Origin of the sequence: Kutzneria sp. NPDC051319, from assembly GCF_040682195.1 — a bacterium.
Taxonomy (GTDB): domain Bacteria; phylum Actinomycetota; class Actinomycetes; order Mycobacteriales; family Pseudonocardiaceae; genus Kutzneria.
This window is the reverse complement of the sequence record NZ_JBFBAM010000003.1, coordinates 1-23,773: the sequence shown is the minus strand read 5'-3', so window position 1 is coordinate 23,773 and position 23,773 is coordinate 1. Positions and strand designations below refer to the sequence as shown.

At 69.6% G+C, this 23,773-nt stretch carries 24 protein-coding genes; 11 read left to right on the top strand and 13 right to left on the bottom strand.

Going from position 1 to position 23,773, the window contains the following annotated elements; all coding sequences use genetic code 11:
* Positions 1–102: 102 nt before the first annotated feature.
* Both AB0M73_RS03600 and AB0M73_RS03595 read right to left on the bottom strand, forming a co-directional pair.
* Positions 103–1,530 (bottom strand): M20/M25/M40 family metallo-hydrolase, encoded by a 1,428-nt coding sequence (locus AB0M73_RS03600; protein WP_363886879.1) that lies wholly within the window; start codon positions 1,528–1,530, stop codon positions 103–105.
* A gap of 1 nt (position 1,531) precedes the next feature.
* Positions 1,532–1,822 (bottom strand): hypothetical protein, encoded by a 291-nt coding sequence (locus AB0M73_RS03595; RefSeq protein ID WP_043720680.1) that lies wholly within the window; start codon positions 1,820–1,822, stop codon positions 1,532–1,534.
* 405 nt (positions 1,823–2,227) lie between these two features.
* Between AB0M73_RS03595 and pdhA the strand changes: the two genes are divergently transcribed.
* From pdhA to AB0M73_RS03580, 3 genes are read left to right on the top strand one after another with little or no spacing between them, the layout of a single operon-like run.
* Positions 2,228–3,424 (top strand): pyruvate dehydrogenase (acetyl-transferring) E1 component subunit alpha, encoded by a 1,197-nt coding sequence (pdhA, locus tag AB0M73_RS03590; RefSeq protein ID WP_363886359.1) that lies wholly within the window; start codon positions 2,228–2,230, stop codon positions 3,422–3,424.
* Positions 3,424–4,446: an alpha-ketoacid dehydrogenase subunit beta gene (locus tag AB0M73_RS03585; protein ID WP_363886356.1), complete on the top strand. Its 1,023-nt coding sequence runs from the start codon at positions 3,424–3,426 to the stop codon at positions 4,444–4,446. The genes pdhA and AB0M73_RS03585 overlap by 1 nt, the downstream gene beginning before the upstream one ends.
* A 15-nt stretch (positions 4,447–4,461) precedes the next feature.
* Positions 4,462–5,781 (top strand): dihydrolipoamide acetyltransferase family protein, encoded by a 1,320-nt coding sequence (locus tag AB0M73_RS03580; RefSeq protein WP_363886353.1) that lies wholly within the window; start codon positions 4,462–4,464, stop codon positions 5,779–5,781.
* Between the two features lie 48 nt (positions 5,782–5,829).
* On the opposite strand, the gene AB0M73_RS03575 is transcribed toward AB0M73_RS03580, so the two are convergent.
* Entirely contained in the window at positions 5,830–6,048 is a 219-nt protein-coding gene (locus tag AB0M73_RS03575; protein WP_363886351.1) for a S1 RNA-binding domain-containing protein, read from the bottom strand.
* A 203-nt stretch (positions 6,049–6,251) separates the two neighbouring features.
* Between AB0M73_RS03575 and AB0M73_RS03570 the strand changes: the two genes are divergently transcribed.
* Both AB0M73_RS03570 and AB0M73_RS03565 read left to right on the top strand, forming a co-directional pair.
* Positions 6,252–7,196, top strand: a complete 945-nt coding sequence (locus AB0M73_RS03570; protein WP_363886348.1) for a MerR family transcriptional regulator — start codon at positions 6,252–6,254, stop codon at positions 7,194–7,196.
* Between the two features lie 251 nt (positions 7,197–7,447).
* Positions 7,448–8,134 carry a hypothetical protein gene (locus tag AB0M73_RS03565; protein ID WP_363886345.1) on the top strand — a complete coding sequence of 229 codons (687 nt, stop codon included), beginning with the start codon at positions 7,448–7,450 and terminating at the stop codon, positions 8,132–8,134.
* Here the strand turns inward: AB0M73_RS03565 and AB0M73_RS03560 are convergent.
* The 6 genes from AB0M73_RS03560 to AB0M73_RS03535 form a co-directional block, all read right to left on the bottom strand.
* On the bottom strand, positions 8,131–9,042 hold the full coding sequence (locus AB0M73_RS03560) for a glutaminase (protein ID WP_363886342.1): 912 nt from the start codon (positions 9,040–9,042) through the stop codon (positions 8,131–8,133). The two genes, AB0M73_RS03565 and AB0M73_RS03560, sit on opposite strands and share 4 nt — an antisense overlap.
* Before the next feature lie 47 nt (positions 9,043–9,089).
* On the bottom strand, positions 9,090–10,445 hold the full coding sequence (locus AB0M73_RS03555) for an amino acid permease (protein WP_363886876.1): 1,356 nt from the start codon (positions 10,443–10,445) through the stop codon (positions 9,090–9,092).
* Between the two features lie 338 nt (positions 10,446–10,783).
* Complete coding sequence (locus tag AB0M73_RS03550; protein WP_363886339.1) at positions 10,784–10,996, bottom strand: hypothetical protein; 213 nt, start codon at positions 10,994–10,996, stop codon at positions 10,784–10,786.
* A gap of 118 nt (positions 10,997–11,114) precedes the next feature.
* On the bottom strand, positions 11,115–11,294 hold the full coding sequence (locus tag AB0M73_RS03545; RefSeq protein WP_363886336.1) for a hypothetical protein: 180 nt from the start codon (positions 11,292–11,294) through the stop codon (positions 11,115–11,117).
* Between the two features lie 269 nt (positions 11,295–11,563).
* Positions 11,564–12,778: an acyl-CoA dehydrogenase family protein gene (locus AB0M73_RS03540; protein WP_043720700.1), complete on the bottom strand. Its 1,215-nt coding sequence runs from the start codon at positions 12,776–12,778 to the stop codon at positions 11,564–11,566.
* Positions 12,779–12,791: 13 nt separating this feature from the next.
* Entirely contained in the window at positions 12,792–13,331 is a 540-nt protein-coding gene (locus tag AB0M73_RS03535) for an SCP2 sterol-binding domain-containing protein (protein ID WP_363886334.1), read from the bottom strand.
* Positions 13,332–13,406: 75 nt separating this feature from the next.
* Here AB0M73_RS03535 and AB0M73_RS03530 point away from each other — a divergent pair, with 75 nt between their 5' ends.
* Positions 13,407–14,054 carry a TetR/AcrR family transcriptional regulator gene (locus AB0M73_RS03530; protein WP_043720704.1) on the top strand — a complete coding sequence of 216 codons (648 nt, stop codon included), beginning with the start codon at positions 13,407–13,409 and terminating at the stop codon, positions 14,052–14,054.
* Here the strand turns inward: AB0M73_RS03530 and AB0M73_RS03525 are convergent.
* The gene (locus tag AB0M73_RS03525; RefSeq protein ID WP_363886873.1) at positions 14,047–14,850 is read right to left on the bottom strand and encodes a MaoC/PaaZ C-terminal domain-containing protein; all 804 of its coding nucleotides are present in this window, start codon (positions 14,848–14,850) and stop codon (positions 14,047–14,049) included. The two genes, AB0M73_RS03530 and AB0M73_RS03525, sit on opposite strands and share 8 nt — an antisense overlap.
* Positions 14,850–16,151 (bottom strand): 3-oxoacyl-ACP reductase, encoded by a 1,302-nt coding sequence (locus tag AB0M73_RS03520; RefSeq protein WP_363886330.1) that lies wholly within the window; start codon positions 16,149–16,151, stop codon positions 14,850–14,852. Before AB0M73_RS03520 ends, AB0M73_RS03525 begins: the two co-directional genes overlap by 1 nt.
* A gap of 57 nt (positions 16,152–16,208) precedes the next feature.
* Here AB0M73_RS03520 and AB0M73_RS03515 point away from each other — a divergent pair, with 57 nt between their 5' ends.
* Positions 16,209–17,447 (top strand): acetyl-CoA C-acetyltransferase, encoded by a 1,239-nt coding sequence (locus AB0M73_RS03515; protein ID WP_363886329.1) that lies wholly within the window; start codon positions 16,209–16,211, stop codon positions 17,445–17,447.
* A gap of 11 nt (positions 17,448–17,458) precedes the next feature.
* A complete protein-coding gene (locus tag AB0M73_RS03510) occupies positions 17,459–18,106 on the top strand; it encodes a TMEM175 family protein (RefSeq protein WP_363886326.1) in 648 nt (215 codons plus the stop codon).
* On the opposite strand, the gene AB0M73_RS03505 is transcribed toward AB0M73_RS03510, so the two are convergent.
* On the bottom strand, positions 18,103–19,902 hold the full coding sequence (locus tag AB0M73_RS03505) for an APC family permease (RefSeq protein ID WP_363886323.1): 1,800 nt from the start codon (positions 19,900–19,902) through the stop codon (positions 18,103–18,105). The two genes, AB0M73_RS03510 and AB0M73_RS03505, sit on opposite strands and share 4 nt — an antisense overlap.
* A gap of 52 nt (positions 19,903–19,954) precedes the next feature.
* Entirely contained in the window at positions 19,955–20,779 is an 825-nt protein-coding gene (locus AB0M73_RS03500) for a transcriptional regulator (protein WP_363886321.1), read from the bottom strand.
* Positions 20,780–20,903: 124 nt separating this feature from the next.
* On the opposite strand from AB0M73_RS03500, the gene AB0M73_RS03495 reads away from it, so the two are divergent.
* The 3 genes from AB0M73_RS03495 to AB0M73_RS03485 all read left to right on the top strand — a co-directional run bounded on the left by AB0M73_RS03495 (position 20,904) and on the right by AB0M73_RS03485 (position 23,313).
* Positions 20,904–22,097 (top strand): AAA family ATPase, encoded by a 1,194-nt coding sequence (locus AB0M73_RS03495; RefSeq protein ID WP_363886318.1) that lies wholly within the window; start codon positions 20,904–20,906, stop codon positions 22,095–22,097.
* 178 nt (positions 22,098–22,275) lie between these two features.
* A complete protein-coding gene (locus AB0M73_RS03490) occupies positions 22,276–22,422 on the top strand; it encodes a hypothetical protein (RefSeq protein WP_198047321.1) in 147 nt (48 codons plus the stop codon).
* Positions 22,423–22,713: 291 nt separating this feature from the next.
* Complete coding sequence (locus AB0M73_RS03485) at positions 22,714–23,313, top strand: hypothetical protein (protein ID WP_363886315.1); 600 nt, start codon at positions 22,714–22,716, stop codon at positions 23,311–23,313.
* Positions 23,314–23,773 lie beyond the last annotated feature (460 nt).

Below are 23,773 nucleotides of genomic sequence, written 5' to 3'. Positions count from 1 at the left end.
CCGCATACTCTAAACTACTCTAAAGGACAGCCGCGCCTCAGGGTAAAGTAGCTTGCAAGTTGAGAGTCGCGGGTGCCGCTTTGGCGGCACCCGCGAACTCGGTCAGTGCTTGGCGTGGGCGTCGAGCACCTTGGCGATGGCCACGGTGATCTTCTTGGCGTAGTCGATGTGCAGCGACTCGTCCGGCACGTGGGCGTTGCTGCCCGGGCCGAGCGCGCCGGTGGCGAGGAACTGGGCGTCCGGGTAGATGCCGTTGAGCAGCCCCATGAACGGGATGGAACCGCCGACGCCGAGGGTGCGCCACGGGCCGCCGAAGACCTCCTGGCCGGCGCTGTCCAGCGCCGCACGCAGCCACGGCGCGAGGTCGGGGGCGTTCCAGCCGTCAGCGTGCTCAGTCCGGGTGAGCTCCACGTGGGCGCCGTAGGGCACGTCGGTGGTGAGCGCCTTGGTGACGGCCTCCAGGGCGGCGGCGGAGTCGGCGGTGGGCGGCAGCCGGAAGCTGAGGACGAGGGTGGTGAAGGGCCGCAGCACGTTGCCGGCGTCGGCGGGCAGGGGCAGCCCGTCGGCCCCGATGATCGACAGGGTGGGGCCCCAGGTGTTGTTGAGGACCTGCTCGACCTCGTCGCCGGTGACCGGCGCGACGCCGTCGGCGAACGGGATGCCGGCGCTGGCGAAGCCGGGCGCGGTGGCCACGCTCTCCTGGATCTCGCCCTGCCGCCCGGCGGGGACGTCCACGTGCATCTCGGCGATCTTGATGTGGCCGGTGGCGGAGTCCTCGATGCGGTCGAGCAGCTGCCGCATCACCCGGAACGAGCTGGGCACGATGCCGCTGACCATGCCGGAGTGCTGCCCGGAGTTCAGCACCTTGACGGTCGCGGTCACCTGCACCATGCCGCGCAGCGACGTGGTCAGCCACATGCGCTCGTAGTCGGCGGACCCGGAGTCCAGGCACACCACCAGCGACACCCGGCCCAGACGGTCGGTGAGGTGACGGACGTACGGCTCCAGGTCAGGGCTGCCGGACTCCTCGCAGGCCTCCAGCATGATCACGCACCGGCCGTGCGCGCCGCCATTGGCCCGCAGGGCCTCGATGGCGGCAATCGCGGCGTAGCCGGCATAGCCGTCGTCGGCGGCGCCCCGCCCGTACAGCCGGCCGTCCCGGATCACGGGCGTCCACGCGTCGAGGCCGTCGGCCCAGCCGCCGACGGGCGGCTGCTTGTCCAGGTGGCCGTAGAGCAGGGCGGTGCCGGCGTCCTCGTGGCCGGGCGTGGCGGGGATGTCGACCAGCAGCAGCGGGGTGCGCCCGGGCAGCTGGACGATCTCGAGCTCGGCGCCGGGCAGACCACGGTCGGCGATCCAGGCCCTGACGTGCGCGACACCCGCGGCGACGTGGCCGTTGGCGGCCCAGTCCGGGTCGAACGCCGGCGACACGGCGGGGATCGCGACGAACTCGGACAGGCTGGGCAGGACGGCGTCGTCCCACAGCCCGGTGACGGTGTTGAACAGTGCTGTTGGCTCCACCCGGCCGATACTAGGAGGCGGAACGGCCGAGCGGTTCGGAGTGGCGGCGGCCGGTGCTCGGCGCGTGCGGCATGACCCGCACCTCGTAGGTCTCGCACTCGTGGCAGCCGGAGCACACGCACTTGCGGCGCTCCAGCGTGGCCGAGTCGGTCTGCGTCACCGCGATCGTGGTGAAGCTGTGCTCGCCCAGCGTGCAGCCGCACTCGGTGACGGCCGAGATGAGCGTGGTCGGGAAGTCACGCTTCTGGAACGGGTACTCACTGCCGTCGATGCGGCGCGTGAGTTTGGTGATGATCGGCATTGGCGGGCCCTTCGGCAGGTCTGGCTGCGTGGGTTGCACCCCTCGCACTCGCCGGCTGCCTCCCCAGGTCCCGACGAATCCCCCAAGATCACTATAGCGAACCCCGCTGGACACGGTGTGCGACGAGTACTGGGCCGGTGTCGCCGGGTACTGCGGCAGGGGTGGCGGTTAGCCTGGGCGGGTCAGGTGTTTCCGCAGTTCACAGTGGTGTAGGTGGTCACGCTTGGTTGACTTTGGTGTGGTGACGCTCACCGGTTCGAGTGAGCCCGTGTCAGGATGGAAGGGAGTTCCGTCAGTGTCGACGGACCACCGTTTCACCCCACCGGGTCGGCGGTGGCCGGCGACGAAGCCGGATCCGGTCCGCCACAAGCGGCCGGTCGGCGTCGTAGACGAGGAGAAGGCGCAATGTCGTCCCCAGAACGATGGACGCAACCGCAGCCGTCGGGAGCCCCAGCCGCCACCGCGGCCCGGCCAACGGCGGAGCAGGTGATCGCGGGTTTGCGGGCCACCAGCGAAGGCGGCCCGGAGCTGGTCCAGCTGCTCACCCCGGAGGGTGAACGGGTCGACCACCCGGACTTCCACATCGACATCACGCCCGAGGAGCTGTGCGGCCTGTACCGGGACATGGTCCTGGTCCGCCGGGCCGACCGTGAGGCGAACGCGCTGCAGCGCCAGGGCCAGCTGGGCCTGTGGGTGCCGCTGCTGGGCCAGGAGGCCGCGCAGATCGGCGCCGGCCACGCCCTGCGGCCGACCGACATGGCTTTCCCCAGCTATCGCGAGCACGGCGTCGCCTGGTGCCGGGGCATCCACCCCAAGGACATCGTGGGCATGTTCCGCGGCGTCGACCACGGCGGCTGGGACCCCGTGGACAAGCGGTTCCACCCGTACACGATCGTCATCGGCAACCAGTGCCTGAACGCGGCCGGCTACGCCATGGGCCAGCGTTTCGACGGCAAGGTCGGCGACGACAACGGGGAAGCCACCATGGTCTTCTTCGGTGACGGCGCGACCAGCCAGGGCGACGTGCATGAGGCCTTCGTGTGGGCTTCGGTCTACGACGCGCCGCTGGTGTTCTTCTGCCAGAACAACCAGTGGGCCATCTCCGAGCCGACCGAGCGGCAGAGCCGGCTCCCGCTGTACCAGCGGGCCCGCGGCTACGGCTTCCCCGGCATCCGGGTGGACGGCAACGACGTCCTGGCCTCGCTGGCGGTCGCCCGCTGGGCCATGGACGAGTGCCGGCACGGCAACGGCCCGGTGCTGATCGAGGCCTTCACCTACCGCATGGACTCGCACACCACCTCGGACGACGCCAGCCGCTACCGGCTGTCCACCGAGCTGGAGGAGTGGAAGCTCAAGGACCCGATCGAACGGGTCAAGGTGCACCTGAGCCGCAACGGCTTCGCCGACCACGACTTCTTCGACGCCGTCCAGGCCGACGCCGACGAGCTGGCCGCGGTGCTGCGCGAGCACTGCGTCAACTTGCCGGAGCCCCCGCCGGGCCGGATGTTCGACAACGTCTACGCCGAGTCCAGCGCGACCCTTGAGGCGCAGCGGGACGAGTACGAGAACTACCTCGCCGGGTTCGCCGGAGGTGAGCACTGATGGCCGCTCCGACCATGGACCGCTCGACCGACAAGCAGTCGGCCGCGCCGCAGACGATCACCATGATCAAGGGCCTCAACCAGGCCCTGCGCACCGAGATGGAGCGCGACCCCAAGGTCATCGTCATGGGCGAGGACGTGGGCAAGCTCGGCGGCGTCTTCCGCGTCACCGACGGGCTGCAGAAGGACTTCGGCGAGCAGCGCGTGCTGGACACGCCGCTGTCCGAGTCCGGCATCATCGGCACCGCGATCGGCCTGGCCATCCGCGGCTACCGGCCGATCTGCGAGATCCAGTTCGACGGCTTCATCTTCCCGGGCTTCGACCAGATCGTCAGCCAGCTGGCCAAGCTGCACTACCGGACCCAGGGCCGGATCAAGCTGCCGATCGTGGTGCGGGTGCCCTTCGGCGGCGGCATCGGCGCCGTGGAGCACCACTCCGAGTCGCCGGAGTCGTACTTCGCGCACACCGCGGGCCTGAAGGTGGTGGCCTGCTCCAACCCGGTCGACGCGTACTGGATGCTGCGCCAGGCCATCGAGTGCGACGACCCGGTGCTGTTCTTCGAGCCCAAGCGCCGCTACCACGAGAAGGCCGAGCTCGACCTGTCCGTGGCCCCGCAGCCGCTGTTCAGCTCCCGGGTGCTGCGCAAGGGTTCGACGGCGACCATCGCCACCTACGGTCCGATGGTCCGCACCAGCATGGACGCGGCGACCGCCGGCGCGGAGGACGGCCTCGACCTCGAGGTCATCGACCTGCGCTCGCTGTCCCCGCTCGACCTCGGCCCGGTCTACGAGTCGGTGCGGCGCACCGGCCGGCTGATCGTGGTCAGCGAGGCCCCGAGCGAGGCGTCCATCACCGGCGAGATTGCGGCCAAGGTCCAGCAGGAGTGCTTCTACTCGCTGGAGGCCCCCGTGCTTCGGGTGACTGGCTTCGACACCCCGTACCCGCCGGCCAAGTTGGAGGAGAACTTCCTGCCCGACCTGGACCGGGTGCTGGCCGCCGTCGACCGCTCGCTCGCCTGGTAAGGGGGATCTCGCAGCATGCCGCAGTTCAAGCACTTCCCCCTGCCCGACGTCGGCGAGGGGCTGGTCGAGGCGGAGATCCTCACCTGGCACGTCAAGCCGGGTGACACGGTCACCGTCAACCAGATCATCGTGGAGATCGAGACGGCCAAGGCCGCGGTCGAGCTGCCGTGCCCGTTCGCGGGCGTGGTCTCGGAGCTGCTGGTCGAGGCGGGCACGACCGTCGACGTCGGCACGCCGATCATCGTGATCGACACCGATCCGAACGGGGAGGCCGCGCCGGTCAACGGCTCGGTCGAGCCGGAGCGGGTGCCCAACCTCGTCGGCTACGGCGTCAAGGCGGTCACCGCCAAGCGCCGGGTCCGGGTCGGCGCCCCGGCGGCCGTGCCCGCGTCGGCCGCCGTGTCGGCGGCGGTCGCGCCGGTCACGGTCGTGCCGACGCCTCCGGTCATCGCGCCCGAGCCGGAGACCGCCGGCGGTTACGTGCCGCTGGCCAAGCCGCCGGTTCGCAAGCTGGCCAAGGACCTGGGCATCGATCTGGCCGCGCTGGCCGGCAGCGGCCCGGGTGGCGTGATCACCCGTGAGGACGTGGAGCAGGCCGTCGCGCCGGCGGCTGCTCCGGTTGCCCTCGCCGCCGGCCGGGGCGAGCGCCGCGTGCCGATCAAGGGCGTCCGCAAGGCGACCGCGCAGGCCATGGTGGACAGCGCCTTCAAGGCCCCACACGTCACGGAGTTCCTGACCATCGACGTGACGCCGATGATGGAGCTGCGGGCCAAGCTCAAGGACAGCCCGGAGTTCCGTGGCGTCAAACTCACCCCGCTCGTGTTCGCCGCCAAGGCGATGTGCCTCGCGGCGCGCCGCACGCCGGACGTGAACGCGACGTGGGACGAGGCCGCCAACGAGATCGTCTACAAGGACTACGTGCACCTCGGGGTCGCGGCCGCCACGCCGCGAGGCCTGGTCGTGCCCAAGGTCCGTGACGCCGATCAGCTGTCGTTGCGGGGCTTGGCCGAGGCGTTGGAGCAGCTCACGGTGACCGCCCGGGACGGCAAGACCACGCCCGCGGACATGATGAACGGCACCATCACGATCACCAATGTCGGCGTGTTCGGCGTCGACACCGGCACCCCGATCATCAACCCCGGCGAGTCGGCGATCCTGGCCTTCGGCGCCATCCGCGACATGCCGTGGGTGGTGAACGGCCAGGTCGTGCCGCGCAAGGTGTGCCAGCTGGCGCTGAGCTTCGACCACCGCGTGGTCGACGGACAGCAGGGCTCGCAGTACCTGGCCGATGTCGGCGCGCTGCTGGCCGACCCGTCCGTGGCGATCACCTACTGAGGACACCGGCAGGGGCGGAATACGGCCGCCCCTGCCGGCCCCCTTCTGTTAAGCCGTTTCCAGGCTGAACCGCTGCCCGGCGTCGTCGATGGCCAGGATGCGCACCCGCACCCGCTCGCCGTCGCTCACGGTATTGACCTGCGGCAGCAGGCCGTCGAAGCCGTCCACCCGCACGAAAGCGCCGAACGGCAGCACCTTGCTCACCGTGCCGTCGACCACGTCGCCGACCGTGTGGCCGGCCAGGAACTCGTTCCAGTTCTCGGACATTTCGCTACTCACCTCCTCTCCACCGCGCGTGTCCTGTGTGGACTCAGCTGCGTGTGGAGGCGGGCCACGGGCCCGCGAGATGGTCAAACCGCAGCCGGGAACCCGATCCGCTGATGGCTCAAGGCCGACCCGGCAGTCACGACGACGAGCCTAGCCGTAAATGCGTTGACCCTCCAGTAGGTGGAGACTTCACCGTTGTGGGCGTGAACGGGGACGACGACCTCTACGGAATCGGGGAACTGGCCAGGCTGACCGGCCTGTCCGTGCGGACCATCCGCTTCTACTCCGACTCCGGTCTGCTGCCCCCGACCGAACGCACCCACGCCGGCTACCGGATGTACGACATCCATGCGCTGACACGGCTCAAGTTCGTTCGCACGCTGCGTGAGCTCGGTGTCGACCTGCCGACGGTGAACCGGGTGCTCTCCCGCGAGGTGAGCATTCCGGAGTTGGCCGCGGAGCACGCCGAGGCTCTCGACGTCCAGATCAGGACGTTGCGGCTGCGACGGTCCGTGTTGCGCGCGGTGGCCAAGCGCGGGTCGAGCCCGAAGGAGCTGGAGATGGTGCACGAACTCGCCCGTTTGACCGAGGAGGAGCGGCAGGCGATCCTCGACGACTTCTGGGCCGAGGTCGACGCCGGCCTGCCCGCGACGGAGAACGCCGCCTGGATGCGCAAGGTCCGCGCCGAGCTGCCCGACGACCCGACGCCCGAACAGGTCGAGGCATGGATCGAGCTGGTCGAGCTGGTCCGCGATCCCAGCTTCCGCGCCAAGATCCGCACCATGGCCGTCGAGAACGCCCGGATGGTCTCCGAGGGCACCGCGAACCCCTTGTCCAACGCCTGGAACACCGCCATGGAGCAGGCCCTGACCAAGGTCGCCGACGCCATGGCCGCCGGCCAGCAGCCGGAGTCCGACGCCGGTCGTCGCATCGTGCTGGAGATGAACGCCGCCGTCGCCCGTGAGCTCGGCCGCGAGGGCGACGCCGACTTCGACGAGTGGCTCATCAAGCTCAACGACACCTTCGGCGACGACCGGGCCGAGCGCTACTGGAACCTGCTCGGCACGATCAACGGCTGGCCCGCGTACCCCAGCCCCAAGCCGGCCCGAGACTGGCTGACCGCCGCCACCCGGGCGGCCCGGGGATAGTCGGAACGAATCGCCGCCGACCGGTACTCCGCTGGTCGGCGGCGCCCCGACCAGCCGTTTCCCCTTCATCCACAGCCGCCGAGTTATCCACAGGACCACCAATTTCAAGATCACTTCCCGGGTCGCGGCGGTAGGCTGGCCAAGGGCACGCCCCCCGGGAGTGGTGGGTGGCGGCTATTGGTTGGTTACACACGAGCACCCGCCCGAATCGGTCGCTACTGAGTGCCCCGAGTTCGTGCAGAATCGGTGACATGAGCGAACCGACGCCGTCCGTCCCGGTGGTCCGACTGCCGACCCGACGGGTGGTGGCGGGTGTGGTGCTGCTGCTGGCCGGCCTGTTGGCGATCGGTGGCACCTTTGCCAGCCTGTTCGACCTGAACGTGACGGTGTCGCTCGGGCTGTCCTCGTTCGACCACACCTTCGCGGTGACGTCGTGGATCACCAACTACCCCACCTATGGCCTGCCGTTCGGCGAGACGAGCCGCACCAACTACTTCGGCGTGCCGATCATCGTGGCCGGGGTGCTGGCGATCGTGGCGGCCAACCAGCTGCTGCGCGGCCGCGACCTGGCGCGCCGCCTGACCAGGGTCCGGATGTTCGCGGTCGCGGCGACAGCCATGATCGCCGGCTACATCTGGCTCGCTGTCACCAACCTGGTCGACTCGATCGACACGAACTCCGGCGCCACCACCTTCAACTACTCCGCGGGCGCGGGCCTGTGGCTGCTCGTCGCCGCGGCGCTGGTGGGCGCGCTCGGCTCCGTGCTGCTGCTCGGCCTGGCACCGGACGCCAGTCCGGTTCCGGTGGCGGCGGCGCCGGTGGACGAGGCGATCGCCTACCAGGTCGACGTCGACACACCGCCGATGGGCTTCGAGGTCCCGGTCAACCTGCCGCCGACCGACACCTACCAGCCGCCGGCCAAGCCCGACCACGACTAGAAGATCGAAAGGCCGCTGGCCGTGGTGAAAGCGTCCAACGCGGCGACGGCCGCCACCGAGTTGCCGGCGGAGTCCAGGGCCGGGCTCCAGGCACAGACCGCGCCCCGGCCGGGGATGATCGCCAGCACCCCGCCGCCGACGCCGCTCTTGCCCGGCAGCCCCACCCGGTAGGCGAACTCGCCGGCCGCGTCGTAGGTGCCACACGTCAACATGACGGCGTTGATCTGCTTGGCTTCGCTGCGGGACAACAGGCGTTCGCCGTCGGCCCGAACCCCGTGCCGGGCCAGGAAACGGCCCGCCAGCGCGAGATCACGGCAGCTGGCCTCGATCGCGCAGTGCTCGTAGTACTGCGCCAGCACGGTTTCCACGTCGTTGTCGAGATTGCCGTGACTGGCGATGAAGTGGGCCAGCGCCGCATTGCGGTGCCCGTGCTCGGCCTCCGACGCGGCGATCGACGCATTCGTTGCCAGCGCAGGGTTTTCGGACTCGGCCCGGAGGAACTGCCGCACCCGCTCGGCCGCATCGCCGGTCAGGTCGAGCAGCCGGTCCGTCACCACGATCGCGCCGGCGTTGATGAACGGGTTGCGCGGGATGCCGTGCTCGGTTTCCAGCTGCACCAACGAGTTGAACGGATTGCCGGACGGCTCGCGGCCCACCCGCCGCCACAGCGCGTCGCCGCCCTCGGCCAGCACCAGGGCCAGCGTGAACAGCTTCGAGATGCTCTGGATCGAGAACGACTCCTGCGCGTCGCCGGCCTGGAACACCTCGCCGTCGACCGTTGCCAACGCCATGCCGACCGCGTTCGGATCGGCGCACGCCAGCGCCGGAATGTAGTCCGCGACCCGCCCGTGCCCGAGACGCGTGCGGGCCGCCTCGACGGCGTCGTCGATCAGCTGCTGGTAGTTCACCTCGCCATTGTGCTGGTCGGGGCGGATCGCCCCGACCAGCGTCAACGCTATCGGGCGATGTCGACCAGGACCGGTTCGAGCACCGGCGCCGGCTCGGGCCGACGGCGGCTGACCAGCCACCAGCCCAGGCCGAGCACGCCGATGATGCCGGGGATCGCGTAGAAGGCGATCTGCTCGGCCCCGCCGGCGAAGCCCATCATCACGACGATCAGGCCGAGGAAGGCCAGCGCGATCCAGTTCGTCACCGGCGCGCCCGGCATTCGGTAGCTCGGCCGGACCAGTTCGCCGCGCAGCGCCTTCTTGCGCATCTGCATCTGCGCTATCAGCACCATCGCCCACACCGTCACCACGCCCAGCGACGAGATCGCCGCCACGATGTCGAACGCCTCCGACGGCACGAAGTAGTTCAGCACCACGCCACCGACGTAGACGACCGAGGTGAACAGGACACCGCCGTAGGGCACGTGGTTGCGACTCATCTTGCCGGCGAAGGCCGGAGCCTCCTTGCGGTCGGCCAGGGAACGCAGCACGCGGCCGGTGGAGTACAGCCCGGAGTTGCAGGAGGACAGGGCCGCGGTCAGCACGATCGCGTTCATCACGTCGGCCACCCACGGCACGCCCAGGTTGGTGAACACCGTGACGAACGGGCTGACACCGTTGGCGTACACCGAACTCGGCAGCAGCATGGCCAGCAGCAGCACCGAACCCACGTAGAAGACGCCGATCCGCCAGAGCACGCCGTTGATCGCCTTGGGCATGACCTTGGCCGGGTCCTTGGCCTCGCCGGCGGCGATGCCGACCAGCTCGACGCCGGCGTAGGCGAAGACCACGGCCTGCATGACGATCAGCGTGATGCCAAAGCCGTGCGGGAAGAAGCTGCCGCCGTCGGCGACCAGGTTGGCCGGGCCGGCCGGGTGGCCGCCGATGCTGGTCGCGCTGATGACCAGACCGATGCCGACCAGCAGGAACGCGATGATCGCGGTGACCTTGATGACCGAGAACCAGAACTCCAGCTCGCCGAACAGCTTCACCGACGCCAGGTTCACGGCCAGCAGCGCGCCGAGCGCGATCAGGGCGGTGATCCACTGCGGCAGGTCCGGCAGCCATCGGTGCACGTAGACGCCGACCGCGGTGATCTCCGCGATGCCGGCCATGGCCCAGTTCAGCCAGTACATCCAGCCGGCGGCGAAGCCGGCCCACGGCCCGATGAACTCGCGGGCATACGTGATGAAGCTGCCCGAGGACGGCCGGTAGAGCACCAGCTCGCCCAGGGCCCGCATGACAAAAAAGGCGGCGGCGCCGCACAGGGCGTAGGACAGGATCAGGCCGGGGCCGGCGGCGTGCAGGCGGCCACCGGCGCCGAGAAAGAGGCCGACGCCGATGGCGCCACCCATTGCGATCATCTGCACCTGGCGGTTGCCGAGGGTCTTTGCGTAGCCCTCGCCGCCGTGGGAAGAATCCACGGAACGGTTTCCCTTCGGTACTGCGAAAGGCGTCGGAACCGCCCCCGGCTCCGGCGCTGGAGAACTCGACCTGGGTGGGCCGACTTACCCACCCGATGATTGGTGGGACTGTAGTGACGATCTCCGACGCCGTTCCATCACGTTTGATATAGCCTTGACGTGTCGCACATCACACCGCTTCTCACCCTAGGAAAACCTTAATTCTCGGTTGTCTGGCGAGTAGCGAAAACGGGCAGCTTTTGCTGCCCGTCACGTCATTCCGGGAAGCTGAAATCGATTCAGTCCGTATTCGACACCCAGTCCGGGTGGCCCGGCATGGGCGGCGTGGTGTCCCCGTACATCCAGGCCCTGACGTAGCCGGTGAGGTCGCGGCCGGACACCCGGTCGGCCACGTCGATGTAGTCCTGCGTGGTGGCCGAGCGCCCGGTGAAGCTGGTGAAGAAGGTCCGCTCGATGTCGCGGAAGCTCTCCTCGCCCACCAGTTGGCGCAAGCCGTAGAGCATCAGGGCGCCGGATTGTCGGTGTCGAACAGCACGCCGATGGGGATCCTCAGGTGCCCCGGCGGTCCCGAATCGGCCCGGCTCTTGACGTCGATCCCGTACAGATCCTTCATTTTCGCGTCGAGGTTTTCGAAGCCGTGGTCGGCCCCGGCGGCGGGTTCAGGCTGCGGTCGGCCACGTAGTCCACCTTGACCGCGAACGTTGCTCCCTTGTGGACGTTGACGATCGGCTTCTCTTGCTCCGTACGGAACTTCGCCGCCCGGCCGTCGACCGTCACCGACGAGCCCATCGTCGTCACGCCCGGCCATTCCTCATGGGGGCCAACCTAGGGTCGCCGTTGATCAGCCCGGCTTCTTTCGCCGAGGCGGAATCACCCGTTCCACTGAAGGAGTGCTCGGGTTTCAGTCCAGCGGGCGAACCACCCGGCGGCGTGATCATGTGCCAGACCTCGGTCACCTGGTCACAGCTCTCCGCCCGCGCGCCTCGTCGCCGCCATGTCTTCCCGTCTCACACGGCGAGGGGGCACCCACCCGGGTGCCCCCTCGCCGTGTGAGCTCGTCAGGGGATGTGGATCCCCGAGATGGCGCGGGAGATCACCAGGCGCTGGATCTCGCTCGTGCCCTCGAAAATGGTGAAGATCTTGGCGTCGCGGTGCATGCGCTCCACCGGGTGCTCACGGGTGTAGCCGGCGCCGCCGAGGATCTGGATCGCGCGCTCGGTGGACCAGACGGCGACCTCGCTGGCCTTGAGCTTGGACATGGAGCCCTCGCCCGCCTCGAACGGCACGTTGTTGCGGCCCATCCAGGCGGCCCGCCACACCAGCATGCGGGCGGCGTCGATCTCCATGCGCATGTTGGCCAGGTCGAAGGCGATGGACTGATTCTCGATGATCTTGCGGCCGAAGGCCTCGCGGTCCTTGGCGTACTCCAACGAGTACTCGTAGGCGGCGCGGGCCACGCCGACGGCCATCGCGCCGACGGTCGGGCGGGTGGTCTCGAACGTCGCCATCGCGGCCTGGCCGCCGGCCTTCTTGCCCTCACGGGCCCGGGCCAGCCGGGCCTCGACCCGCTCCTTGCCACCCAGGATGCAGCGGCCGGGCACCCGCACCTCGTCGAAGAAGACGTCGGCGGTATGCGACGCGCGCAGGCCGTGCTTCTTGATCTTGCGGGTGCTGGCCACGCCCGGGGTTCCCGGCGGCACGATGAACCCGGCCTGGCCGCGCGCGCCCAGCGCGGGGTCGACCACGGCGGTCACCACGTGCACGTTGGCGATGCCGCCGTTGGTGGCCCACGCCTTCTGGCCGTTGATCACCCACTCATCGGTGGCCTCGTCGTAGCGGGCGCGCGTGCGGTAGCCGCTGACGTCCGAGCCGGCCTGCGGCTCCGAGGCGCAGAAGGCCGCCACCTTCGGGTCGTTCTCGTCGCCGAAGCACTCCGGCACCCACTCGGCCAGCTGCTCGGGCTCGCCGGAGGCAAAGATGCCGGCCACCGCCAGGCCGGTGCCCATGATCGCCAGCGCGATGCCGGCGTCACCCCAGAACAGCTCCTCGGTGGCGATGGGCAGGGACAGCCCGATCGGGTCGGCGAACCAGGTGGCCAGCGACTCGAATCCGTACAGGCCGATCTTGGCGGCCTCCTGGATGACCGGCCACGGTGTCTCTTCGCGCTCGTCCCACTCGGGGGCGGCCGGGCGGATCACGTCCTTGGCGAAGCCGTGCACCCAGTCACGCAGGTCGCGCTGGTCCTCGTTGAGTTCGAGGGAGAAGCCGGCCATCGGGAGTTTCCTCTCACGCCTTGGGGATGTCGAACAGGCTCATGAAGCCGGCCGCGAAACCGAGGTCGCCCTTGACCTTCAGCTTCCCGGTCATGAACAGCACGGGGGCCGACGCGTTGCCGGTGGCCAGCTTGAGGAACTCCAGCGGCGGCAGCGTCACCGTCGCCCGCGGCTCGTCCTGGCCGTCCTTGGTGATCGCGCAGGCGCCGTCGTCGATGTGCACCTGGTACCGGTCGAAGTCCTCGCCGTTGGTCAGGCGGAAGTGCACCACCGCCCGCGTCGAGCCGGCCCGCTCCGTGCGGAAGTGCACCTCCATACGGCGGAACACCTCGTCCAGGATCGGCCCGCGCAGCGCCGGCACGGCCATCACGGCCTCGATCTGCTCCTTGGACGCCCTGGAGATGATGCGCGCGAAGTCCTGCGGCGGCATCGTGCTCAGGTCGAGCTGGACGCCGTCCTGTGCCGCCTCGGTGAAGGAGGACAGCAGCGTGACGAACTCGTCCTTGCTGAGTTTCTTCGGGTCGATCGCTGCCAACTGCTCGATGTCGGCCATAGCCCCACCTCCATGTACCTACTGGCCAGTAAGCCTACTGTGTAGTAGGTACCTCGGCAAGCTAGCCTGCATCGGATGCGGACGAATGACGCGGCCGGCCGAGTGAGGGCCAAGCGGCTGCCACGCGAAGTGCGTGAGCGGCAGATCCTCGACGCCGCCGTCGAGGTCTTCTCGCAGCGCGGCTACCACGCCGCGTCGATGGACGAGATCTCCGAGGTCGCCGACATCTCCAAGCCCATGGTCTACGCCTACCTGGGCTCCAAGGAGGACCTCTTCGCCGCCTGCATCCGGCGCGAGGCCACGCGCCTCATGGAGGCCATCGCCGCCGGCGTCAGCGAGGCCGGCGACCGGCCCGACGTGCAGCTCTGGCACGGCCTGCGGGCATTCTTCGGCTTCGTCGGCGAGTACCGCGACAGCTGGCGCGTCCTGCACCGCCAGGCCAGCGCCCAGGGCGGCCCCTTCGCCCAGGAGCTGCTCGACATGCGCCGCCGCGCCATCAGCCTCGTCGCCGCCCTCCTGCTCAACACCTCCGACAGCGACGCCGCCACCCTCCACGCCGACGCCATGGCCGCCGCCCTCGTCGGCGCCGGCGAGTCCCTCGCCGACTGGTGGCTCGACCACCCCGAGGAATCCGCCGGCGCCGTCGCCGCCCGCCTCATGAACCTCGTCTGGATGGGTTTCGGCAACCTCGTCGACGGCCAGATGTGGCAACCGCCTAAGTAGTCACGAATGCCCCGACGGTGCCCGACAGGTGGGGGCGGCCGGTGCGGGTGTCGTGGACGGCGAACTCCCAGCCGTCGCCGACGGACGTGGCGCTGAAGCCGACCTTGGCCGGCAACAGCACGGGCAGCTTGAAGCGGACATCCACGGTGTAGGCCGAAGGCAGGCGTTCCTCCAGGGCGGCCAGGCTGCGGGCCTTGGTCCACATGCCGTGGGCGATGGCGCGGCGGAAGCCGAAGAGGCGGGCGGTCAAGGGGTTGAGGTGGATGGGGTTGCGGTCGCCGGAGACGGAGGCGTATTGGCGGCCGATGGCGGAGGGCACGGACCAGACGGCGGAGGGCTCGGGCACCGCCGACGAACCGGAGCCGGCGGGGCCGGAGCCGGAACGGCGGAGGTAGGTGCTGACGTCGGTCCACACGACGGCGGAGTCGACGGACAGCTCGCTGACGATGTCGAACTGCTGGCCCCGCTCGTGCGGTCGGAGGTCGACGGCCCGGACGTGGAGGTCGAAGCGCTCGTCGAGGGAAAGGGGGCGGGCCAAGGAGATGCGGTTGCCCACGTGCACGAGACCGGGCAGGGGGAAGGGAAAGCCCCGAGAGGTCATGAGCCGCATCTGCAAGGGGAAGGCCAACACATGCGGATAGGTGGCGGGCAGCTGGGAGCGTAAGCCGAAGCCGCAAACGCGGTTGTACGCGGATAAATGCTCCAGCGACACGGCCATGTCCGAGGCGGAAAGGACGTCGGAAGGCAGGGAAGAGCCGCCCCGACGGAAGCTGGTGAGCGCGGCGCGCAGGTACATCAGGCCCCCAGCAGGCTCTGCCCGCACACCCGGACGATGTTGCCGTTGACGCCGGACGAGGCGGGATTGGCGTACCAGGCAATGGTTTCCGCGACGTCGACGGGCAGGCCGCCCTGGGACATGCTGTTCATCAGCCGCCCGGCCTGCCGGATGAACAGCGGCACGGCGGCGGTCATCTTGGTCTCGATGAAACCGGGGGCGACGGCGTTGATGGTGCTGCCCCGGCTGGCCAGTTCGGGGGCGAGGGATCGGACCATGCCGATGACGCCGGCCTTGCTGGTGGCGTAGTTGGTCTGCCCCACATTGCCGGCGATGCCGGCGATGGAGGACACGCCGACGATTCGGCCGTTGCGGCGCAGCGCGCCGGCCTTCAACAATCCGTCGTTGACGCGGAGCTGGCTGGCGAGGTTGACGGAAAGCACGGCATCCCACTGGGATTCGGTCATCCGGGCCAGGGTTTTGTCCCGCGTGATGCCGGCGTTGTGCACGACGATGTCCACGCCCTCGTGCCGCAGCTGGAAGTACTCGACCAACCGGGCGGGGGCGTCGGTCGAGGTGATGTCCATCTGCACGGCGGAGCCGCCGACCCGGTTGGCGACCTCGGACAGCTCGCTGCCCTGGGCGGCGATGTCGAGGCACACGACATGCGCGCCGTCACGGGCGAGCACCTCGGCGATGGCGGCGCCGATGCCCCGTGAGGCGCCGGTCACCAGAGCGACGCGGTCGGCCAACGGGTGCTCCCAGTCCACAGGCTCGACCACCTCGGCGGCGCCGACCCGGATGACCTGCCCGGACACGTAGGCGGACTTGGCGCTGAGCAGGAAACGCAGCGTGGACTCGACGTTGGGCTCGGCGCCCTCGGACACGTAGACGAGTTGGGCGGTGCTGCCGGCGCGGAGTTCCTTGGCGGCGGAGCGGACAAAACCCTCCAGCGCCCGTTGCGCGACAACGGCCGGCACGCTGGTGAGCTCCTCGGGCGGGGTGCCGAGCACCACGACCCGTCCGCACGGTGCGAGCTGCCGGATCACCGGATTGAAGAAGGTGTGCAGCGCCCGAAGCTGTTCGGGGCTGTCGATGCCGGTGGCGTCGAACACCAGTCCCCCGTACGGCGCGTCCCCGCCGGTGGCGTGCGCCTTGAGCACGGCGTCGAGCCGGCCGGAGCCGCCGGTCAGCACCGGACCCGCCAGCGCGGGCTGGCCCGGTCGGTGCCGCCGCAGGTGGGCGGGCCGAGGCAGGCCTAGTCGACCGGTGACGAACCGCCCGAAGCCGGACTGGGCGAACCGGAGGTACGGATCTGACATACGAGACGCCTCCCTACTCGCTGGTAAGTCTACTCATAAGTAGGTTATTGTCGAGGCATGACCCCGACCGTTCAGCGCGTGGCCGTGCTCGGCGGCAACCGCATCCCGTTCGCCAGGTCCAACGGCCCGTACGCCATGGCGTCCAACCAGGACATGCTGACCGCCGCGCTGGACGGCCTGGTCAGCCGGTTCGGGCTGCAGGGCGAACGGGTCGGTGAAGTGGTCGCGGGGGCGGTGCTCAAACACAGCCGCGATTTCAACCTAGCCAGGGAAGCCGTTCTCGGCAGCCGACTGTCGGCGCAAACACCCGCTTACGACCTCCAGCAGGCCTGCGGCACGGGCCTGCAGGCGATCATCGCCGCGGCCAACAAGATCGCGCTGGGCCAGATCGACTCGGCCATTGCCGGCGGCGTCGACACCACCAGCGACGCCCCGATCGGCGTGAACGAGGGCCTGCGCCAGGTGTTGCTGGAGTTCAACCGGGCCAAGTCGTTCGGCGCACGGCTGCGCGCGGCGACCAAGCTGCGCCCGACGCACGTGGTGCCGAACATCCCGCGCAACGCCGAACCCCGCACCGGCATGTCCATGGGTGAGCACGCGGCGATCACCGCCAAGGAATGGGGCATCGCCCGCGAGGACCAGGACGAACTCGCGGCGGCCAGCCACCGCAACCTCGCCGCGGCCTATGAGCGTGGCTTCTTCGACGACCTGGTCACGCCCTACCTCGGCCTCACCCGGGACCAGAACCTCCGCGCCGACACCAGCGTGGAGAAGCTGGCCAAGCTCAAGCCGGCCTTCGGCGACACGATGACCGCCGGCAACTCCACGCCGCTCACCGACGGCGCCTCGGTCGTCCTGCTGGCCAGCGAGGAATGGGCCGGGCAGCACCGGATCCCGGTGCTGGCCTACCTGACCTGGACCGAGACCGGTGCGGTCGACTACGTGCACGGCGACGACGGCCTGCTCACGGCCCCGGTCTACGCGGTGCCGAAGATGCTGGAGCGCGCCGGCCTCACGCTGGCCGATTTCGACTTCTACGAGATTCACGAGGCGTTCGCGTCCCAGGTGCTGGCCACGTTGGCGGCCTGGCACCGCAACGGCGTAGGCGACATCGACCGGGCCAAGCTCAACGTCAACGGCTCCTCGCTCGCCGCGGGCCACCCGTTCGCCGCGACCGGCGGGCGAATCGTGGCCACGCTGGCGAAACTGTTGAACGAGCGGGGTTCCGGTCGCGGTCTGGTCTCGATCTGTGCCGCCGGCGGCCAAGGCGTCACCGCGATCCTGGAGAAGCCCTAACTTCTTGCCCCGTGACCGAGGGCGACGAGGATGATGCAGATGCCGGCGGCGAGGTCGACCTGGGGCGCGTGCTCGCGCTCTCGGACGGCGTGTTCGCCATCGCGCTGACGCTGTTGGTGCTGGACATCAGGATTCCCGACGAGGTCCACGGCGCGGACTTCCTCCGAGCGCTGTCCGGCCTCGAACCGGCCATCGCCGGCTACCTGATCAGCTATCTGGTGATCGGGGTGCTGTGGCTGGCCCACCATCGGCTGTTCCGCGAGCTGCGGGTGCGGCACGCGCGGATCATGTCGCTGAACATGGTGCTGCTGGCCTTGGTCGCGCTGCTGCCGTTCCCGTCCTCGCTACTGGCCAAGCACGGCGACGAGTCGGTGTCCTACGCCGTCTACGCCGCCAACGTGGTCGCGGTGTTTGCGGTCCAGACGCTGATCATCGCGGTGTCCCAGCGCAACGGCGACCTCACCCCGAAACCCGGTCGCTTCCCGCGTTTCGGCTGGTACCTCCAGCCGATCACGGCCAGCTTCGTCTTCGTGGTGTGGGCCGTCGTCGCGGTCTCCGGCCATCCCGGGCAAGCCAACTACGCCTGGTGGCTGCTGGTGCCGCTGGTGCTCGTCTCGCGCCGTCTCAACCAATCTAAGCAAGTATTGCCTCAGCACTAGACAACGGTAGAGAAGCCCAGACGGAAGCGCAGCCGGCACACGACGGCCGCGGTGTTGCGCCCGACGCACCGGGCCACCACCGCCCCGCGCCGGTTGCGCAGCATGCGTTCCCACAGGGCGGCCGGCTCGATCTCGCCGATCAGCACCACCACGTGCTCGCCGGTCAGCGACTTCACGTAGCGGGCGATCGGCGGCCCGAGCAGGCGGTGCTCCGAGTCAAGCAGCACGAGCGGCACCTCGGGTCGCCACTCCTGCCAGTCGGCCTGGAACCGCCGGGCCTTCTCCTGCTCGTCGTCGAACGACACGTGGACGGCCACCACCCGGTCGCCCATGGACAAGGCGGTCGACAGGCACTCCGCGGTCAGCTTGGTGATCGCGACGACCGGCACCACCACGACCGAGGCGGTCCGCCGCGGCCGCGCCGGCAGCGTGCCGACGCCGATGTCCCGGCCGATCCGGCCGTAGGCCCGGCGAACCACGCTGAACAGCAGCACGAAGATCGGGATCACCAGCACGATCAGCCAGGCGCCCTCCAGGAACTTGGACGCGGTGACGTCGATCAACGCGGCGATCGTCAGCGCCGCGCCGAACCCGTTCAGCACGGCCTTCGGCGCCCATCCCCGGCCGCGCTCGGCCCGCCAGTGCCGGACCATGCCGATCTGCGCCAATGCGAAGCCGGCAAAAACGCCGATGGCGAACAGCGGCACCAGCACGTCGACCCGGCCCTCGGCACCGACCAGCAGCGCACCGGACAGCACGGCCAACACCAGCACGCCGTGCCGGTGCACGAGCCGGTCGGCCCGCAGCCCGAACACGTGCGGCAGGTAGTCGTCGCGCGCCAGCTTCGCGGCCAACACCGGCAGGCCACCGAACGAGGTGTTGGCGGCCAACGCCAGCAGCAGCACCGTGGACAGCTGGATCACCACGTACAGCCAGCCGTCGCCGACCGAGCCCTCCGCGACCAGCGACAGAATCGTGCGGCCCGCCTCGGGACGCACGTCGGACCGCTGGATCAGCACGGCCAGCCCGATCAGCAACACGCCGAGCACCAGGCCCAGCCCGGCCTCCGCACGCCGGGCCCGCCGGCGCCGCGGCGTACGGAACGACGGCGTGGCGTTGGCGATGGCCTCCACACCGGTCAGCGCCGAACAGCCGTTGCCGAACGCGGCCAGCACCAGCAACACACCTACCCCGCCGACCGTCGTCGACTGCGACGCCGGCGCGGCGACCTCCGGCCGGAACAGCCCGACCACGATCACCGCCAGCACCGAGGCGACGAACACGGCCGCCGGCAACGCGAAGGCCTTGGCGCCGACCACGATGCCGCGCAGGTTCACGCCCGTGACGACCAGCAGCACCAGCACGCACAGCTCGGTCGTCCACGGCAGCAGGGTCGGAAACGCCGACGTCAGCGCGGCCACGCCGGCCGCGACCGACACGGCGACGTTGAGCACGTAGTCGACGACCAGCGACGCGCCCGCGACCAGACCGGCGCGACGGCCCAGGTACCTGGTGGCCACCGTGTAGGCGCCGCCGCCGTCCGGAAACGCCTGGATGACCTGGCGGTAGCAGGCGATCAACACGCCCAGCAGCACCACGATCGCCACTGTCACCGGCAGCGTCCAACCGAGACCGGCGGAACCGCCCGCGGCCAGCACCAGCACGATCGCCTCCGGCCCGTAGGCCACCGAGGCGATGGCGTCGAGCCCGAGACCGGCCATCCCGGTCACGGCGGTCAACCGGTGCCTCTGATCGTCGCCGGCTAATCGAGGGGGCCGGGTCGCAGTTGTCGTCACGACCGCACTGTGCGACTGCTTTCGCTTGCCGTACAGCGGTTTTGACGCGTTCCTAACGTGTGAGCTTGGCCCGCTGCCCGGCGGCCAGCTGGGGCAGCAACTCCCGGATCACCTCCTCGTCCCCGGTCATCGACACGCACACCAGGTAGCGGTCCACCGCCAGCCAGCAGATCCCCACCTTGCCGCCGACCTCCCGGTCCAGCAGGAAGCCGCGGTGCGGATCCATGCCGTCGATCCGGAAGTTGGACGGCGCGAGCGCGCTCAGGATGGCGATCGTGCCCTCGGCGTTGCCCAGCTCCACCAGCATCACGTGCGCGTTCGCGGTCGGTGACGTGAAGCTGCGGAAGTGCCCGCCGAGCAGGCCGTGGCTGCGGAAGGTCAGCGCCTGGCTGTGGTGGCTGCCCCATTCCGCGGCCGGCATGGACATCAGCTGGTAGTTGCTGTCCACCGCGGACTCCCGGCTCAGCCGGAAGCCCTCGGGCACCTCGCTGATCACCAGGTCGGCGCGCTCCCGGTCGCGCTCCCCCGGCTCGTCGGCCAGCAATGCGGCGAAGGCCAGCGGGTCCGCGCCGCCGGTCTCGATGGCGGTCATCATCGAGCGCAGCGCGGCCAGCTCCGCGCGCAACGCGGCCCGACCGGCCTCGGTGATCGAGATCCAGGTCCGCGGCTTGCGGTCCTCGATCACCTTGTCGGTGGCCACCAGGCGGGCGTCCTCCAGCACACGAATGTGCCGGCTCAGGCCGCTGTCCGGCTGGCCGAGCAGGTCGCGCAGCACCGTGAAGGCCACCCGGGGCTCGCTGCTGAGCACGGTCAGAATGCCCAGGCGCACCCGCTGGTGGACCACGTCGTCGAGCCGCTGCGCCGGGTGGCCGTCCATCTTGTCCCCTCGACTTGTCGCTTCGTTCGCACTTATCAAAGCGCAAGTACTGCACAGTCCGCAACCGGTAGTGGCGTCTTCCGGTGTATTGAGCCAGCACTAGACACGCCGATACGGTCCGATGATGGATCCGGTGCGCAACCCGTTCGCCCCCGGGGCCGGGCAACGTCCGCCCGAGCTGGCCGGCCGGGACCGCGAGCTCGCGGCCTTCGACGTGGTGCTCGAACGGGTCGCCCGCGGCCGTCCCGAACGCAGCCTCGTGCTCACCGGCCTGCGCGGCGTCGGCAAGACGGTGCTGCTGGGCGAGCTGCGCTCGATGGCCGTCAAGCGCGGCTGGGGCGCCGGCAAGATCGAGGCCCGGCCGGACGCCGAGCTGCGCCGGCCGCTGTCCGCCGCGCTGCACCGCGCGATCCGCGACCTCGCCGTGCGCCACCGCGATCCCGAACGGGTGGAGGCGGTGCTCGGTGTGCTCAAGGCGTTCGCGCTGCGTGCCAACCCGGACGGCGCGAAGCTGCGGGAACGCTGGCAGCCGGGCATCGACGTGCCGGCCGCGCAGGGGCGCGCCGACTCCGGTGACATCGAGATCGACCTGGTGGAGCTGTTCACCGACGTCGCCGAGCTGGCCAAGGACGTGGGCACCGGGGTGGCGCTGCTCATCGACGAGATGCAGGACGTGCAGCCGGACGACATCTCCGCGCTGTGCGCCGCCTGCCACGAGCTGTCCCAGTCCGGCGCGCCCCTGGTGGTGGTCGGCGCTGGCCTGCCGCACCTGCCCGCGCTGCTGTCGGCCAGCAAGTCCTACTCCGAGCGGCTGTTCCGGTACGTGCTGATCGGACAGCTCGACCGGGAGGACGCCGACCGCGCGGTGCTCGCGCCGGTGGCCCGTGAGGGCGCGGAGATCAGCGCGCACGCCCTGGACGCGCTGTTCGACGCGTCGAGCGGCTACCCCTACTTCGTGCAGGCGTACGCGAAGGCGGCCTGGGACGCGGCGCCGGCGGACCCGATCACCCCGCAGGACGTGGCGATGGCCGCGCCCGAGGCCGAGGCCGAGCTGGCGGTCGGGTTCTTCGGGTCACGGTACGAGCGCGCCACCCCGGCCGAGCGCGAGTACCTGCGCGCGATGGCCGACCTGACCGAAGGCCGCGACGAGCCGGTTGGCACCACGGATGTGGCCGTCTACCTGGGGAAGAAGCCCTCCTCGCTGTCGCCGGCGCGGGACAACCTGATCAAGAAGGGGCTCGTCTACTCGGCCGAGCGCGGGCGGATCGCGTTCACCGTGCCTCACTTCGGGCGGTTCCTGCTCGGTCGGGAGGAGTAGCTCGTTCGGCGTACCGGGGCGGGTTGCCGGATGAACTTGGGGTGACGGCGGGGTGTATGCCGATGATTCATCGGCGTGTGCCGCACCTCACCGGACAAAGTGGTGGTTTACGAGGTCGCGCAGGTGCATACTGGTACTACCGCACCAGAAGACAGACGTTGAGAGGGATGCAAACCCCATGAACATCGCCGCGAAGATCCGCGCCCGCCGTGCCGAGACTCGTACTCGCAAGGCCGTGAGCAAGGCGATCGACGCTGCTGCCACGCCCGCCATGCGCCACGAGCTCATGCTGCTCGCCCAGGCGCACATGCAGGGCCTGCGCTGACCCCGATTCCTCCAGACCGGCCACCGCAGCCGCGCCCGCTTCGACCCGGGCGTGCCCTCCCAGCTGCGAGCCAGCGCCGGTCGGCGCGGGATGCAGGGCCCGCGCCGACCGGCATCACTTCCCGATGCGACTCCTCCGCACCGGGCGATGAACGGTTCACCCTAACGTGACCCAGGTCACACCGTCGGTTCGCTGTAACGCGCTCCGTGACGGAAGCGATGAGCCGAATGACCCCGCAGTGCTGTCGGACCCCCGACCTGGCAGCACTGCGGGGTTTCCCATACTCGGCGAGTGACTGCCGAGACTCGTTCGTTCCGCCGACTGGCCGCCCGCGCCGCCACCGAGGTGTTCGCCCCCGCGGTGGTGGTCGTGGCCATCTGTTTCCTGCTCGGCCTGCACGCCGGCGCCACCATCGGCGCCGGTCTGCTCTGGGGCCTGCTCACCGCGATGTTCGCCAGCGTCCTGCCGTTCGGCGCGATCCTCATCGGCGTTCGCCGTGGCCGGCTGACCGATCACCACATAGGCGTGCGCGAGCAACGCCGCATCCCGCTGCTCATCGGCCTCGGCTCCGTGCTCGTCGGCCTGGCCGTCCTGGCGCTCGTCGGCGCCCCGCGGGAAATGCTGGCCCTCGTCGCCTCCATGTTCGCCTCTCTCTTGGTCACGATGGCCATCACGCACTGGTGGAAGGTCTCCGCGCACGCGGCCGTGGCCAGCGGCGCCGCCACCATCGCGGTGTTGTCGCTCGGACTCGGGTGGCTGGCTTCCTTCGTCGCGGTGGCCATCGTCTGTTGGTCACGGGTAGAGCTGCGCGACCACACGGTGAAGCAGGTTCTTGTCGGAACGCTTCTGGGCGTTGTTGTCGGTGGATCGGTGTTCGCCGCACTCCGATGAGCCGCTGTGACCCCCGTCATAGCCGCGCCGTTCCGGGACTGTTTTAGGGGTGTGCAGGGGTCGTCCGCACCGGCCTGACCTGCGCGGATGGATCTTGGGCCGGACCGCCAGGGGCCCGATTTGGAGACGCCTTGGATCGGCTGCTAATGTTCTCCACGTACCGCAGGGCAGGACGGAAACGGACGCCAGCGGGTCACCGACAAAGCCACTGAGAAAGTCTGGTAGAGTCAGTGACGCCGGGACGAACCCCAGCAAATCGGCAAGAACAAGCCGATTTGACAGGGAGAATCCGGACCGGATAAGCTTCAAACACAAGCAAACAGAAACACCAAGCCCCTGATCGCGGCCTGAATGAGCCAAGTGACGGTGTGCGTGTGTTCTTTGAGAACTCAACAGCGTACTGTAATAGCCAGTACTTGAATGAATAAACCCCTTAGTGGGTTCCTTTGAGATGGTTAAA